Annotated in this window: 13 protein-coding genes; 2 read left to right on the plus strand and 11 right to left on the minus strand. The window is 43.2% G+C overall.

The features are described 5' to 3' along the window. Nucleotides 1-9: 9 nt before the first annotated feature. The 10 genes from EQM06_RS09195 to pgeF form a co-directional block, all read right to left on the minus strand. A complete protein-coding gene (locus EQM06_RS09195) occupies nt 10-2,289 on the minus strand; it encodes a sensor histidine kinase (RefSeq protein WP_164914414.1) in 2,280 nt (759 codons plus the stop codon). Nucleotides 2,290-2,321: 32 nt separating this feature from the next. Further along, entirely contained in the window at nt 2,322-3,635 is a 1,314-nt protein-coding gene (locus EQM06_RS09200) for a dynamin family protein (protein ID WP_164914415.1), read from the minus strand. A 113-nt stretch (nt 3,636-3,748) separates the two neighbouring features. Next, a complete protein-coding gene (locus tag EQM06_RS09205) occupies nt 3,749-4,225 on the minus strand; it encodes a MarR family winged helix-turn-helix transcriptional regulator (protein WP_230974949.1) in 477 nt (158 codons plus the stop codon). Nucleotides 4,226-4,241: 16 nt separating this feature from the next. Beyond that, nucleotides 4,242-5,780: a DHA2 family efflux MFS transporter permease subunit gene (locus EQM06_RS09210; protein ID WP_128746131.1), complete on the minus strand. Its 1,539-nt coding sequence runs from the start codon at nt 5,778-5,780 to the stop codon at nt 4,242-4,244. A gap of 13 nt (nt 5,781-5,793) precedes the next feature. After that, on the minus strand, nt 5,794-6,453 hold the full coding sequence (locus EQM06_RS09215; RefSeq protein WP_128746133.1) for an efflux RND transporter periplasmic adaptor subunit: 660 nt from the start codon (nt 6,451-6,453) through the stop codon (nt 5,794-5,796). A 16-nt stretch (nt 6,454-6,469) separates the two neighbouring features. Further along, entirely contained in the window at nt 6,470-7,318 is an 849-nt protein-coding gene (locus EQM06_RS09220; protein ID WP_128746135.1) for an efflux RND transporter periplasmic adaptor subunit, read from the minus strand. Between the two features lie 175 nt (nt 7,319-7,493). Further along, entirely contained in the window at nt 7,494-10,007 is a 2,514-nt protein-coding gene (locus tag EQM06_RS09225; RefSeq protein ID WP_164914416.1) for a DUF4127 family protein, read from the minus strand. Between the two features lie 27 nt (nt 10,008-10,034). Then, nucleotides 10,035-11,198: a toxic anion resistance protein gene (locus EQM06_RS09230; RefSeq protein WP_128746139.1), complete on the minus strand. Its 1,164-nt coding sequence runs from the start codon at nt 11,196-11,198 to the stop codon at nt 10,035-10,037. Between the two features lie 25 nt (nt 11,199-11,223). Further along, the gene (locus EQM06_RS09235; RefSeq protein ID WP_128746141.1) at nt 11,224-12,525 is read right to left on the minus strand and encodes a 5-bromo-4-chloroindolyl phosphate hydrolysis family protein; all 1,302 of its coding nucleotides are present in this window, start codon (nt 12,523-12,525) and stop codon (nt 11,224-11,226) included. 150 nt (nt 12,526-12,675) lie between these two features. Beyond that, nucleotides 12,676-13,389 (minus strand): peptidoglycan editing factor PgeF, encoded by a 714-nt coding sequence (gene pgeF, locus EQM06_RS09240; protein WP_128746143.1) that lies wholly within the window; start codon nt 13,387-13,389, stop codon nt 12,676-12,678. A 205-nt stretch (nt 13,390-13,594) separates the two neighbouring features. Between pgeF and EQM06_RS13365 the strand changes: the two genes are divergently transcribed. Then, the gene (locus EQM06_RS13365; protein WP_330548321.1) at nt 13,595-14,446 is read left to right on the plus strand and encodes a cell wall hydrolase; all 852 of its coding nucleotides are present in this window, start codon (nt 13,595-13,597) and stop codon (nt 14,444-14,446) included. Nucleotides 14,447-14,545: 99 nt separating this feature from the next. Here EQM06_RS13365 and EQM06_RS09250 read toward each other — a convergent pair whose 3' ends face one another. Beyond that, complete coding sequence (locus tag EQM06_RS09250) at nt 14,546-14,962, minus strand: carboxymuconolactone decarboxylase family protein (RefSeq protein WP_128746145.1); 417 nt, start codon at nt 14,960-14,962, stop codon at nt 14,546-14,548. A gap of 138 nt (nt 14,963-15,100) precedes the next feature. Between EQM06_RS09250 and EQM06_RS09255 the strand changes: the two genes are divergently transcribed. Then, the gene (locus EQM06_RS09255) at nt 15,101-15,544 is read left to right on the plus strand and encodes an Lrp/AsnC family transcriptional regulator (protein WP_128746147.1); all 444 of its coding nucleotides are present in this window, start codon (nt 15,101-15,103) and stop codon (nt 15,542-15,544) included. Nucleotides 15,545-15,558 lie beyond the last annotated feature (14 nt).

Here is a 15,558-nt window from a genome sequence, read left to right on the forward strand (position 1 = left end):
TAAATCCCTTTATCCTTCTTTTACCTCTAAAGGCTTTGCCGGTAGAATAATTTCTACTTCCACACCGTCCAGCTTATTTTTCACCTTTATGCTCCCCTTATTCCTCATGATTTCTTTATAGACCAGCCACAGTCCAAGCCCGGTTCCTTTTTCCTTTGTGGTAAAAAAAGGTTCAAATATTTTACCAAGATTCTCTTCCGGAATCCGGTCTCCCGTGTTCTTAAAACAAAGGCACGTCCTGTTGTCTCCGATATAGTACGCTGTAATGGTCAGGTTTCCGCCTTCTTCCATGGCTTCCATAGCGTTCGTGATGATGTTCAGGAAAATATTTTTAAAAGAGTCTCCGTTGCCAAAAATCGTAACGGGATCTTCCTCTATATTTATATCGACGTTAATTCCTTTTCTTACGCACTCCTGCCTTACCAGCATATAGATCTGATCGATCAGCTTTCTGCTGTTGTGCACCTGGCTTTCTCCCCAGGAGGATTTAGAAAACTCCAGCATATTATATACAATTCTTTCGGCTCTGGTAATATTGGCATCGATTTCACAGATCACTTCTGCCTGCTCTTCTCCCTTTATGCCGTTTTTCAATAAAAAAGAAGCACCCTTTATCACAGAAAGCGGCGTCTTTAATTCATGGGTAACGCCGGCTACCATCTGTCCGATTACCGCCATTTTTTCCGTCTGGAAAAGTTCTTTCTCCATAATTTTTTCATTGGTCACACTTTTTTCAAACACCACGACTGCTTTCAGCTGATCCCACTCATCCAGGACAGGATAGCTGGCTACCTGAAAAATATCTCGGTTACATACCACTTCCGCCTTATGTTGATAAAGATGCTCTATGGTTTCCGCTACCGGACAATTTTTACAAGGCACTTCCAGACCTCTGACCGACTTATAGCAAGGCTCGTTCCCCGGTTGTTCCACCCTTTCCTTGTTAATTTTCTTAATCTGATAGTCCCGATCCAGAATCATCATGGTATCATCTATACTATTAAAAACAGATTCCAATTGATTTTTACTGTAAATCAATTCCCCCGTATATTCGCTGATTTTTTCACTCATATGGTTAAAGGCTTCGGCAAGCATACCGATTTCATCTTCCGTGTTTACAGGCAGCGGAACCAGATTTCCTTCATCCATTTTTTTAACATCCTCCGTCAGCTGTAAGATAGGCGCACTAATGCGCCTGGATAAAACGGACCCAAGGACGATCATCAGCAGAAACAGAATCAATATGGCGGCCCATACACCGATGGTCAAATATTCTCTGCCCACGGAATATTCCTCCTTGTCGATCTCAATACCGATGATCCAGTCTATCGTATCCAGCTTTTCAAAGACAACAGCCTTTTTCCTTCCATCCTCCGTAAAGTTTATCAGTCCGGAAGGGTTTTTCTGCATTTCTTTCAAAATATGAGTCCTTACAGGACTTTTCTTATAGTTCTCCGCATACTTTGTCTGAAAGGTCGCTCCCATTTTGCCTTTAATGTCCTGCATGTCCGGATGATAAATAACACCGCCGTTTTCGTCTATAACAAAAGCAAATCCGCTGTCTCCTATGCGAAAATCCACAATAGACTGAACCAGCTTATTGAGGATAACATCGGCACATACCACTCCGCCTGTTGTCCCGTCATTTTTATAATACGACTGGGAACAGGTTACGATCCATCCATTTCCGCCGTAATCATAATAGGGCTTTGTCCAACCCGCACCGGAGCCTTTCGGTTTTTGATTTGCAATGGTGTAGAACGGATCAATCCGCTGGTCGTGATCCGGTGCAAAAATAGCGTTATCCAGATAGGGGTAGACCCGCATGAACCCCCTGCTTGTAACGATATACACATAAGCCAATTCTTCATTATTATTCACCATGCTCTTCATAGCCGGCACAACGGCTTCCGTCTGCATAATTTCTCTGGCAATATCCCGATCCAACGCTATGTTGTTTGGAAGATACGTACTCGTTTTCTTTCCCGGTGCCTCAAGAACATTTTTTTCATTTCTTTTATAGTCTTTGGAGAGCTTGGACGGATCTACCTCATACGCTTCTGTGGACTGCGCCCACTGAGCGAGATTATACACATCTCCCTCCACTTTTTGCAGATCTTTTTTCATCGTCTGCACCTTCTCAGAAATGACCATATTCAAACTGTCTTCCAGCCTTTCTCCCTCAAAAGACTGTACGGTATGAATCAGAATAGCCGTAAAAATAGCAAAAGGTATGATACTAATAATCAATACGGTTAAAATTGTTCTTTTTACAAAGGAATTTTTCATGTGCTTGTCCATTCTCTGTTTCTATGATTATCTCAGTGTAATAGTGATTGCAGCTTTCTCAGCTGTCGGTTCAATTTATTTAGATCATCAATTCTTCTCGCCACGGTAATCGTATTTTTTTCTCGATATAAAAGAATCAGATTTAATGTATGATCCAATTCATCGCAAAGCTGTTTTGTCCGGCTTAAAAATTTATTTTTTAAATTTTCTATACTGTCCTGCGAATTGTCAAATCTATAATTCTCTGTTATATTCAGTTCTGTCAATTCATAATGATATTCCATTCCAAACAGCTCCGAAACAGAGGCGGACAGCTCCTTTCGCATCTGGTTCAATTCCAGCTCCAGACGATTGGAGATTTCAAAATATTTATCGTTATTCTCCTCCTGATCCAGCTCCGCCGCAATTTTTTGACTTTTGCATTTCAGCTCCGACAGGAATTGTTTCATTTGTTCAAAGCAGCTGTCCAGCCTTCCGATAGGCATCTTTAATGCGTTCCAATAGAGATCCAGCCTCGACATAGCGGATTGCAGGATATCTTTCAGCTTCATCTCCACGGAATCCTCCAAAATTTCTTTTACGGACGTTTTGCAATCCGTTTGAATCCTGCTTTTCAACTCCTCCAATCCATTTCCGTATTTGGCGCTTACCGGAAAGAGCTGGATGTTTTCCACCTCCATTAAGCTGCAAAGCAGCTTACGGCAATACTCCAGATATGCCGTAAGTTCTTCCGCTTCTACATAATCGATTTTATTTACCGCAAAATAAAATTTAGCCGCGTACTCCTTGGCATTACTCAGGAAATCAATTTCGATCTGATTGATCGGGCTGTCCACCGAAAGCATGAAAATCACGGCATCGCTTTCCTTTACAAAGGCGTAGGCTGCATCCGAATTGTGCTTATGCGCCGAGCCTACTCCCGGTGTATCCACAAAGGTCAGACCGTTTTTCAAAAAAGAGACCGGCGTATGCAAGGTCACAGAGGACACACAAAGCTTGTTTCCCGGATTTTCCTGCTCATTGATATATTCCGAAAGTTCTTCAAACCCAATAGGCTTCACTACACCATTGTCAAAATGTACAGCCGCCGACCGGTCTCCGTACTGTATTCTGGTCACCACAGAGGTAACGGGAATAATTCCCACAGGTAAGAGCTTTTCTTCTAAAATTGCGTTTACAAGGGTGCTCTTTCCTCTTTTGAACTGACCTATTACGGAAACAGTTATGTCCTGCGATTCCAGCTTATGGCGAAGTCCCTTTACCCGCAGCCGTTCTTCCCGGCATATTTCGGAGGTGCTCAATAATTCTTCCGCCTGCTTTGCTATATCGATAATTGAATTGCTCATATTTTTAATCTCCCATATCATACTTATTTTCATTTGTTATTGTACCACAAATCCCCCTCGGATGCATCTCTGCTGCCACATGGGGCAGATTCTCATCTAAGGGGGATCTTTTTTTACCTTTTTGTATCTTTTATTTTGGCCTTTTCAATAATTTCATATGTTTTTTCAAGACCTTCAATCGCAATATCCAAATCTTCAATGGATGCGTCTTTTATCAGATCTGTCAGAAAGGATCTTCTGATCTCCATCAGGTCATATCTCTCAGAGAAATCAGAGGACAGGAACAGCTTCACGCTCCTGCGGTCTTCTGAAGGGATTTCCCGCACCACATCTCCCTGACATACCAGACGATCCACTATGCCGGATACGGTGCTCTTGGACAAGCGCAATTTTTCACTTAATTCTTGAAGGCTGATTCCCGGATCTTGCTCAAGAATCAAAACCAAAAACAACTGTGGACCGGTAAACCCATACTGCTTTGCCTTTTCAAAAGAATAGTCATTCAGCTCCTTTTTAGCGGTCTTCAAAAGCCGAACCATCTTTTCCCCATAATTGAACCTTACCTTCTCTGAGTTTTTGCTTGTTTCCATGATGCCCTCCTGACACCTACGCTTTATAGATCTCTTTCTGTTTTCTGGCCTTCATCATAAAAGCCAGAAAGATCGTTATTAATATGGCTATTACTGTAAATGCAATCGTATAGTTAACAGCATCCAAATACGCCTGTTTTTGCAATAAGCCTGCAATAGACGACATGGCCGATGCCTGAGCATCCGCACTGGACATTCCCGATGTCATGTAAAGTCCCTGCATTTGTTTTATTGTATCAGCAACAGCTTGATTTGACAAGGTCATATCCTCTGATAACCTGGCATAGTTATTATTTGTTGCTGTGGTCATAAGGGTTGCCACAATCGTTACACTGATGGAACTGAATATGTTCTTGACCGTATTGGTAAGAGCAGAAGCCCTGCCCGTCAAATGCAGCGGAACAGCATTCATGCCCACCGTATTGATCGGCATCATGGCCAGTCCCAATCCGAAGCCTCGAATAAAGGAAACGAGCATGATGGTGGAATTGGCCGTATCCGCACTTAAATAAGTCAGGTGATACGATCCCCACAATAGTATGAACAATCCCGGTATGGATACGACCTTTGCCCCGAACTTATCAAACAAAGCTCCGCTTATAGGCATTGTTATGGCTGCCGAAAGAGCTGACGGTAGCATGATAAGACCGCTCTGCATGGCTGACAGGCCCTTTGCATTTTGCAGATATAACGGAAGAATATAACTTCCCCCCATTAAAGCCAGTACCAGAACACAGCTGATGATCTGGCTCAGGGCATAATCGTACAGCTTAAAAATTCTTAAATCCAGCAGCGGATTGGTATGGGTCAGTTCATTCACCACAAATAAAATCAAGCTAAAGATACCAATCGTCAGCAAAATCGGATAATGGGCCTCCTGCCAATTAATGGTGGACCATTTTCCAAGCACATATAACGTGCATACAATACCCATTACCGAAGTAACAAATCCTATCATATCAAAATTTCCCTCAAAAGGCTTTTTCTCTGTCTCTTTCAGCAGAAAGGCTGCAAAAATAACACCAAAAATCCCAATGGGAACATTAATATAAAAAAGAAGCCGCCAGTCCAAGTGGGAAAGGATGTATCCGCCCAAGGTAGGCCCCAAAGCCGGAGCCGCCAAAGCCGCTACTCCCCATAGCCCCAGTGCTCTTCCCCGTTCCTCAACGGGGAAAATAGCATAAACGATAGACATGCCCACCGGACTCATCAATCCGCCGCCTATGGCCTGCACCACACGGAACATGACCATTGCACTAAGGCTCCAGGACATGCCGGACAGGGCTGAGCCCAGCGTAAACATAGAAAGAGCAATCATATACAGCTTCTTGATTCCAATGGTATCGCTTAAGAATCCGGTCAGGGGAACCACAGCTCCCATAGCCAGCGTATATGCCGTAACCACCCAGGTGATCCCGGATAAGGTCACACCAAAGACGGACATCATTTTAGGCAGAGCCAGATTAATCAGGCTGCTGCTCAAAACACTCATGAACGTTCCGATCAAGACGACAAACAATGCCAGCCATTTATAAGCATTATCATGTTTTTTCACTTAAAACCACCTCTTATCGGATATGAATCTTCACTGTGGCATTGGTTCCAAGCAAAAGTCCGTCATGATTCTGATTTTTTTCAAATACGATTTTTACCGGCACTCGCTGCACCACCTTTGTAAAGGTTCCGCTCGTAGCCCCGGATAGCAGAGAAAAGGCAGAATTAGAAGCCTTTCCAATGGATGCAACTCTTCCGTACATTTTCTGTCCGCTGAATTCGTCCACTGTTATTTCAACCTTTTGACCGATTTTCAGTTCTGCCAGATTGGTCTCTTCAATATTGGCACTTATATACAATTTATCCGGATCGACCATCATAATGAGCGTTTGGCCGGTAGATACCAGTTCTCCCGGAGTTACCTGCTTTTTCAGTACAAATCCGGAGATAGGGGATCGGATAACAGATTGCTCTAAATTGGCATCTGCCAAACTTCCCATTTCCTGTCTGCCTATGATCTGATCTTTCTCCAGACTCTGACCTTCCTCTACATCAAGATCCAAAAGCTTCCCTGTCATCTGCGGGGAAACTTTGACGATATCTCCTGCTACCTTGGCATCTTCAGTCGCCACAAAAAAATTACCCTGATACCAATAATACGCTCCTATTATTCCAAGGACCACCAGCATCACGGCAAGAACAGACAGCATTAATACTTTTCTTTTTGATTCCATATCTTCCTCACCAGCCTTATTTCTTTAATGCAATTTCAGCAAACATACCCACCTTCACCGCAGGATCGTTTTCCAGCATGTTCACCTTCACAAGAATATTTTTATTTTGTGAATCCACGACAGGATCCACCAGTGATATCTGCCCATCAAACAATTTGTCCTGAAGCTCGGAAATTTTGATGGTCACCTTCTGTCCCTGTTTGACAGAATCGGAAAGCCGTGCCGGCAGGTATGCACTGATATATGTTTGATCCGGATTGACGATGCTCATCAGAGGAGCGCCTGCCACGGCCATCTCACCTTCATTTACGTTTTTCGACGCAACGATTCCTGAAACAGGAGCCACAATGACTCCGTTCGAAGAGTTGGCATTGATGATCTCTAAGCCGGCTTGTGCCTGCCTTACCTGTGCCGAAGCTGTATTGAGCTGTTTTTCCGCACTTTCCAGAGCTTCCTTGGCCACCGCTCCGGATTGATACAGCTGGAGTGTTCTGTCATAATTGCTCTGGGCATTGGTTAAATTCACGTTGGCTATATCTATAGTAGACTGCGCCTGATTGGCCTGTGCCGGAATTTCTTTCATATCAATTCTGCCAAGGACATCCCCTTTATGTACGGCATCCCCCACATCCACATTGAGCTCTGCAATTTTTCCCGGCGTTTTTACCGACACGTCCGCACTTTCTATGGCTTCCACCTTTCCCGCCATAATAAACGAAAGTTCATCGGGCTGCTGTTGACTGTAAACATCCTGATTTGCCTCAGATGATTTTGTTCCCATTGCCTTTACCCCTATTACTACTAGAAGGATTATTAAAATAATACCAATGATAATCATCAAAGTTTTTTTGTTTATCTTTTCCATATTGTCACCTTTCTTTAGCTGTGTTTAGTTCGCATGCGAACTGTTCTTATCAATACTAAAACACTTTATAAAAAAAGTCAATAAATTTGTTTCATTTTGCCAAAAAATTTAAAAGACCGTAAAAATACAACTTTGTACTTTTACGGTCTCATTAAACTTTAAATGATAAAGACTGTTATTCTATTTCGGCAAAACGTTTCAGCATGGCAGCTACTTCTCCCCGGGTCGCCGGGCTCTGAGGGGCGAGGATCGTCCCCGTGCCGGTTCCTGTCAGGATGCCCGCACTGCACGCCCAGTCCACACCATCTCTCAACTGCGGGGAGACAGCAAAGACATCCGCATAATGATATACGTCCGCATATTTGCCCTTTGTAACGTCCATTCCCTTATATTTTGCATATTTCCACAGCATATCCGCAAGCTGCTCACGGGTCACCGAATCGTTGCCCGCAAACTTCTTTTCCCAATTTTCTGAAGCAATGCCATTTTCCAGTGCCCATTCCACTGCCGGCTTATACCAGCTGCTTCCCACATCTTCCGGAACCGAAACATTTCCTTTTACCTCCGGCGCTCCCGCCATCTTATAAAGGGTATAGACCATCATGGCACGCGTCATCGGAGCCTTCGGCTGAAACAGGCTGCCGCCCGTTCCATTCATCATGCCCTTTTCGTACGCATACATAACATAATCGAAGTACCAGGCCGATACCGGAACATCTGCAAATAGAGATTCCGCCTTATCCGCCTCCATGCTTCGGGTATCCGTAAAGAAGTTCGGCAGCATATTGGTGGCAAATTGTACGGTTCCCGTATTTTTATCATACACGCACGGCAGTTTCTGCAGCTTCCCGGAAGCATCCAGATAATACAGGTTGAGCGAGTATGTCAGCTGCCCTTCAGTAGGTGCATATGGCATGTTGACAGTCAGGGAATCTTTGAACCCTTTTAAGGTAATATCACTTAGCTTCACGCCGATGTCAAATCGAATTTCATAGGTTCGGAAGAATGGTGCCGAGTAATGGTTCAGATTGATCTTTCCAATGATACCGCACTCCCCGCCTAAGCCTTTTAAATACCGGCAGTCGGTCAGGTTATTCACGATGTCGTTTACCGTCACATTATATTCAGAGGTTTTCAGCATGTTTTCCAAATCCGCATTGACCGTTTTTACCTGTTCATCGCTCTGATAAAAATTGCTGGCAGACCAGCCCTTGGAAGTCAGATAATCGTTAAATAACGTCTTTCCTCCCCCTCTGATATAGCTTATATCCTTTTCATAGGAGAAAATCAATCCTTTCAGGAATGCAATATCGGCTTTATCGCTGCTGTTATCTCTGCTGTGTAAATACAAATATCGTGAAATCCCGTTGCATAAGGATAATCCAATAGAATTTCCCACGGTTCCCCAGCTGCTGTAAGCCAGCAGCATGCTCATTTCACACTCCCGAATCATCCGGTACTCCAAATTGCCCCCATATGCGGAAGGGGCTGAGTTAATAACGATGGTGGGCGTTCCCTTCGCAATATTCTGATTAATGTAATCGATCATCTGGCTGATATACTTTGAATTCAGGATTGCCGTGGAGGGAGAAGTCAATACGACGATTTCCATATCGGCTTTATCTTTATCCACCAATTTGACCCCGATACTTTGCAGGTGCTTTTCCACATTTTCTTTGACCGTTTCCATATCGTACACAGAACCGGAGCCTGAGCTTTCCGTGTTGCCGAAATACACGGCGGATGCCTTGACATCGTTCCCATAATAGTCGATCATCAGATTCAGTACGGCCATCATGCCCAGCTCATCCGCACCGGAGTAGATCAATCCCCTATCGCCCAATTTCTTTCCTATAAAGTTGACTTCATTGGTCTGAATGGTATTCTGTGGGTTGGAGTCATCAATCCCGATAAAATATTTCATTTTTCCGGCCGAATCCATGGAAAGAATATAATCAATCATGCTTAATTTCCTCTCCCGGGTCTTTAAGGACTGACTTACTTCCTTGGAATATTGGGAACTCACCGGAATTTTCTTTCCCTGCTCATCCCGCGTATAATCTGAAATAATATTTTTTACGGTAAGATTCTTCTGATTCAATACAGATCTGGGTGTTAAATTATACTGTCTCAGATAGTTATACGTTTCAAGAGTCGCTCCCTGATATCCCACCGTGCAGGATGCCAGCCGGGTGACCGTATCGACGATATAGATATGATTGTTCTGGGAAAGCTCCACCAGCTTGTCAATCATTTGATATTCGTCAAAATATTTGCTGCTGTACAAGGTACGGGAATTTACCAGACCGCCGGAAAGCAGCTGATCTAAAGAAATCACAAAGTAATCGGTTTTTTTATCCATCTCTTCCAGCCATTCCATCAGCTTCTTACTGTCTCCATACGGGGTTCCGTTGGAATTCAGCGGCTGCCCGTCTAATCTGGTGGCATATAAATCTTCCTCCGGCATCATGACCTGAAACCCCGCAGATTCTGCCTCGTAGATCACCCGGTCTACATTGACCGGTCTGTTATCCAGCGGTATGTATGCCAAAATCGGTTCTTTTTCCAAAGGCTGTGCTTCATTCTGGGGAGAGGCGTCGGTATCAGCCCACGCGGTCACCGCCTCCCCCGGTATCATGGTCAGTATCATTGCTATGCAGAGCAGTAAGCTCACAGTCTTTTTTTTCATCTTCTCCATCCCTTCTGTCTAAGCTGTTTATTTACGTATTTCCAGCAATTTTTGTTTCAGTTCTCCCTCCATGCGGAGCAGCTCCGTCTCTGCCTGAGCCCGTTTCCGCCTGCCTTCCTCCTGAATTCTGGTTACTTCCTCCAAGGTAGAAATCAAGCTTTGGTTTGTATTCGCCAGTGTTTCTATATCAACGATTCCACGTTCTGATTCCTTTGCCGCATCAATAGAAGCCATTTTCAAGGTTTCTGCATTCTTTCGCAACAGATCATTTGTCATATCTGTCACCTTACGCTGTGCTTCTGCTGCCTGTTTTGAATTAGCAATTCCCAGCGCAAGAACCATCTGGCTTTTCCAGAGAGGAATCGTATTGACCAGCGTAGATTGAATTTTATCTGACATTAACGTGTCATTATTCTGCACAAGGCGGATCTGCGGTGCCATCTGAATCGAAATCATCCTCGTCAATTCCAGATCGTGAAGCTTTTTTTCAAAACGGCTGCATAAAGCTGATAAGTCGTTAACAGCTTGCGCATCCTCCGGCAGTCCACTGATTTTTGCCCGTTCTTCCAAGACCGGAAGCTCTGTATTCCGTACCTCATCCAATTTTCTCTTCCCTGCCAGAATATACATGGACAGTTCTTTAAAATATACTTTGTTCATATTATACATTTTATCTAACATGGCTACATCCTTTAATAATTGGATTTGATGGTTTTCCAATACGGTACAGATCTTAGTCACATGAATCTCAGCCTTGTCATATTTTGTTTTCATATTTGCAATTTTATTGAATGTGCGTTTAAAAATTCCCAAAAATCCTTTGCTATCTTCTGCTTCAAAATTTTTTAGTTCCATTACAACATTTGAGAGGATTCCGCCAATTTCCCCCAAGTCTTTTGTTCGTACATTATCCAATGCGGATTCCGAAAAATCTGCAATTTTCTTTTGTGCGCCGGAGCCATATTGTATAATCATGTTGGAATTGCTAAGTTCTATTTTTGACGCAAACTCCTCAATGATTTTCTCTTCCTCTTCGGTCAGCGGTATTTCCTGCACCCGGGCAGATTTCTGCACCATATCATCATTTAGATGCATACTCGATGAACCGGACTGTGCAGCTTCTTCCTCTGCAAACGGTTCAAAGGTCAAAGTCGGTGCCGGCATTTCTGTTTCTTTTATCTGTTCACTCATCTTTTATTTTCTTCCTCCCCTTGTCTTATTCCTCTTGATTTCTTGTATGACCTTGCATAAAATCGTCTTCAGTCAGCCCTTCCTGTGCCAATATGGTCTCTAATGCGGAAATATCCGAAGAAACGTCTAAAATATCAGTCTGCATTAACCTTTTTAATAAATTTTGATACGCCAGATTAATCGTATCAAGTGTATCCTTGATTTCTTTCTTCGTATCTGCAATCTCCCCTGCAGGGAACGCATGTTGATCGAACTGCTGATATGCCTTAACTAATTTCAATGTAATGGGCATATAATAACACATAAATTTACGAATTTCTGAAAGTTTTTCCGGATGCTCTTCCACATAATCAAATATTTTCGTTGTCACTCTTTCCAAAAGATCCAGCTTTTCTGAAATTTCAGCTTCCGGTAAAGCATCATTGGCCGCTTTTATAGTACAAATATAGCTTTTTCCTTCTTCTATTGTGTCTTTTAATACGGCTCCGTCCTGCCGTCCTGCCCACTTTTCCTGTTCTCTTTTTTCTTCTTTCTGCCGTTCCTTTGCATTTTCCACAGTAGCCAAATATTGCATATAAGTCTTATAGTCTGTTATCAGACAGGTTTCTTGTTCATCCAAATACCCTTCCGTGAATAGCCCGGCTTTGACCATTTTCCGAAGGTCTTTGATAATAAACTTGTTTTCTTTTCCCGTTGCAACTGCCAATTCCTGTATCATACAAAAAGTACGTCCATTCAGCACCTTTTGATAACGTTGAAATCGTTTTGCCCGCTTTCTCAGGGTAAGCCCTGAAATAATCATAGTCAGAAAAGCGAAAAAAAGTATGCCAAATACTTCCGTGACCACCGATAATGCCGGAATATTCCCCACAGTAAGTTCCGTCACCATTCCAGTCAAGACGGTCAGCCCGGAAATAGTGGATCCAATGGTACCGAAAGTCAGCAGCAGAATGCCTGCAATCGAACCTACTCCTTTTTGCTTCTTAGGATAGGCACTTATATTCTGCGCCCCAAAGGGATCGTAATCTCCGGAAGCATTTTTCTGAACATTCTCCTGATACTCCTTCGACAAATGCGGGAATCCATCATTGCCTGGAGGATTTTGAAAGAATGGGTATCCTCCCATTCCCGGCACGTGATTCATCGTGCGGTTTATGGTATTTCTTAAGTCATAAAAATCCTGATTGTTCAATACTTTTCTAATCGTTTTACTTATTTCTTCCCCAAAATCTATAAAATTGTCATTTCGCATAATCTCTTCCACTCCATAATCCTCAGTTTCAATGAACGCTCCCTTGCGGCAACGCCGCCTAATCGTTGCGTTCATTATACCACACAAGCTGCGTCGAAGTGTGATGCAATGAACGCTTCCCTGCGGCAACGCCGGCTCCAATTATTGCGTTCATTATACCATGCAAGCTGCAAATTTACACGGGTTTTATAGTTCTGCGCCTATCACATGAAAAGATCAACGCTTTTATCTGCTCAGGCAAATCCCTGCGCCCATCCGCATTTTCGTTCCCTGCTCTCTCCGATAGGAGCAGAACATTTCCGGTCGGCAACACGTGCAATATCCGCTGACTTGAATTTCCCTGACCCCGGCCTCTAAAAGCTGTCTTTCGTTGATCCCTTTTAAATCAATATAATATTTTGATCCTTTTTTTTCTGCAAAAGCATCTGCCCATTTCCAGTTTTCTAAAAACAGGTCATAGACTTCTTCTCCCGTTTCAAAACAGCATTTACTGATACCCGGACTGATAAAGGCCGCTATATCCTCCGGCTTGCTTCCATATTCCGATTCCATCTGTTTTACGGCTTTTACAACAATGCCTCCCACGGTCCCCCTCCACCCCGCATGTACCAATCCAATTGCTTTTTTCTTTTTGTCATAAAAAAATACGGCAAGACAATCTGCATGAACGGTGGTCAGCAAAATATCCGGATTATTGGTAATAATCCCATCTGTTTTCGCGGCTCTGACAGGCTCCCTGCTTTCCGCTGATTCCCTTATAACTTCGATATGGGTCTGGTGCACCTGTTCCGGCCATACCAGCCTGCAATTCTGTAAAGATAATTCCTCTAAAACTTTTTTGTTATAATATGGGCTTTGAAGGCTTGCTCCCGCCTTAGTGGAGAAAAAAGCCCTTACCCCCTCTTTCTCTTCAAATATTGGTAAATATAATGTGCTCAAAAAATCACCCCTTCTTTTATTTTATCACATCATACGTTGATACTGCTTGTATGTTACAATAAATTGAGGTGGATTACAATGCCTATCTGCATTCCTGCCCAATGGGGCTTCATAAATTTTCCATTAGCTTATTGGTCGGTATCCTATTAAAATAATACTATATTCGAATCCGTCAACGAACTTGGTAGGCATAAGGAGGAAAATTATGAACCAGCTTAAAAAAAATCGTTTAAAGCAGTGGATCACGTGTCTAATTTTCGTTATTGCTTTACTTTTTATCGATACCTTAACAGCCACTCCATCTGACCAGCTTTCCAGTTTAAAGGGAGACCAATCATCCCGCTCCGAAGAGGTCAGGGAGACTCCAAAGAAGCCTCAAAAAAACATTTCAGCTGACAAATTTTTACCCGAGGTTTCTTCTCAGCCGATTACAAATCTGCAAGAAGCCACCCTGTATGCGCGAACGGACAAGGAGCAGCAAGGGGTATCCAGAGGATTAGCTTCAAGAAATACAGGAATTGAAGCTCGAACAAAAATTAAAAAAGCAGAAGACGTATCTCCTGCTAAAACGGAATCAAACGAAACGATGCCGGTCATTTCTTCGGGCATTTCCGCTCAAACAGCCCTTTCAGCGAACCTGCCGGCTGATTCAGCCCAAACAGCTCCAAGTACAGCTTCGGAATCAGAAAACCCAGCCGGCAAAGAAGCCGATCTGCTGGCAAGACTGATTACAGCAGAAGCACAAGGAGAGCCCTACCAAGCCAAGGTAGCCGTAGGAGCTGTGGTCATAAACAGAGTACAGAGCGGCTTATGGGCAAACAGCATCCGGGAGGTAATCTACCAGAATATCAATGGATCTTATCAATTTACTCCTGTAGTAAACGGATGGATTGACCGCCCCGCTGAGCCGGAATCCATTCAGGCAGCAAAAGAGGCTATAGCGGGAGCCGATCCCACCAAGGGGGCGCAGTTCTATTATGATGACTCCGCCACCAATGCGTGGATCCTATCCAAAACTGTTGCCGTTCAAATCGGCCATATGATCTATGCGTATTAAGCTTATGCGTATCGAATAATCTGCTACGGAAGCAAAGGCCCTCTCATTTCTTACTAATGAGAGGGCCTTTGACTGCCGCCTATCAATAGACCGGAGCCATTATATTTGACAGCTCGCCTCTAAGCCCAGTAAAGCCCCAAATCTTTGGCATGCTGTTATAAAGCAGATAAGTGCCAGCAGCTCCGAAAGCTCACTGTCTGTAAATGTTTCCTTAAGCGGCCTGAATTCATCCGGGCTGATATGGGTTTTTTGGCCGGACAGATTTGCCGCATAAGCGGCTAATTGTGTCTGCAAATCCGTTATGCTTTCCGACGGTGCTCCCTTTGCCTTGCAATATTCACAGCCGTTATTAAAGGCCAGAGTGCGCCGCACCTCCTCTTTTAATTCTGCTGAAAAGGTCTCACTGGAAAAAATACAGTCTTCCAGGGATACCCACTTATCCAATATGTCCTTATTATGTCCTAATAGTTGCTGAAACGGTGTCAGCCCATTCTGTGAAAAAGAAATACCTGCCATAAATCGTCCTCCTTCAATCATTTGTTTTGTTGACAGATTTATTATATCAAGTATATAATGAAAATTGTATTTCGTATAAAACAATATTATTATGTTTTATGTTTCTATTGATATATATTTTTAAGAAAGGCATTTCAAATGAAAGTTGATGAAATTGATGTGCGGATTTTGAAAGAATTACAGACAGACAGCCGAATCTCCATAAGAGAACTATCAAAGCGAGTAAATCTTTCCCCGCCTTCCGTTACCGAAAGGGTGAGAAGGCTTGAGGACAACCACATTATTGAAGGATATACCATCCTTTTAAACAAAAAGGAGCTTGGCTTCGTCATTGATTGTATCGTCGAAGTCACCATGAAGGATGGGCAGCATGAGAGATTTAAAAATTTTATTAAGAATTATAAGCACAGTGAATGGTGCTATAGGATTGCAGGAGCTGCGTGCTTTATAGTCAAATTGTCCGTTGCTTCGTTAGGGGATATTGAGCAGTTCATAAATGCCATATCCCCCTACGCCTTAACGGAGACCTCCATCGTTTTTTCAAAAGTGGAGGTCAATAATGCAATAGACAAGTTCTTATAACGATCTGAGATACG

The sequence above is a fragment of the Aminipila luticellarii genome, assembly GCF_004103735.1.
Lineage (GTDB): Bacteria > Bacillota > Clostridia > Peptostreptococcales > Anaerovoracaceae > Aminipila > Aminipila luticellarii.

Excerpts from the sequence above, each read along its gene's own strand:
- EQM06_RS09195 (WP_164914414.1), bottom strand. The coding sequence starts at position 2,289 with ATGAAAAATTCCTTTGTAAAAAGAACAATTTTAACCGTATTGATTATT.
- EQM06_RS09200 (WP_164914415.1), bottom strand. The coding sequence starts at position 3,635 with ATGAGCAATTCAATTATCGATATAGCAAAGCAGGCGGAAGAATTATTG.
- EQM06_RS09205 (WP_230974949.1), bottom strand. The coding sequence starts at position 4,225 with ATGGAAACAAGCAAAAACTCAGAGAAGGTAAGGTTCAATTATGGGGAA.
- EQM06_RS09215 (WP_128746133.1), bottom strand. The coding sequence starts at position 6,453 with ATGGAATCAAAAAGAAAAGTATTAATGCTGTCTGTTCTTGCCGTGATG.
- EQM06_RS09220 (WP_128746135.1), bottom strand. The coding sequence starts at position 7,318 with ATGGAAAAGATAAACAAAAAAACTTTGATGATTATCATTGGTATTATT.
- EQM06_RS09225 (WP_164914416.1), bottom strand. The coding sequence starts at position 10,007 with ATGAAAAAAAAGACTGTGAGCTTACTGCTCTGCATAGCAATGATACTG.
- EQM06_RS09230 (WP_128746139.1), bottom strand. The coding sequence starts at position 11,198 with ATGAGTGAACAGATAAAAGAAACAGAAATGCCGGCACCGACTTTGACC.
- EQM06_RS09235 (WP_128746141.1), bottom strand. The coding sequence starts at position 12,525 with ATGAACGCAACGATTAGGCGGCGTTGCCGCAAGGGAGCGTTCATTGAA.
- EQM06_RS13365 (WP_330548321.1), top strand. The coding sequence starts at position 13,595 with ATGAACCAGCTTAAAAAAAATCGTTTAAAGCAGTGGATCACGTGTCTA.
- EQM06_RS09250 (WP_128746145.1), bottom strand. The coding sequence starts at position 14,962 with ATGGCAGGTATTTCTTTTTCACAGAATGGGCTGACACCGTTTCAGCAA.
- EQM06_RS09255 (WP_128746147.1), top strand. The coding sequence starts at position 15,101 with ATGAAAGTTGATGAAATTGATGTGCGGATTTTGAAAGAATTACAGACA.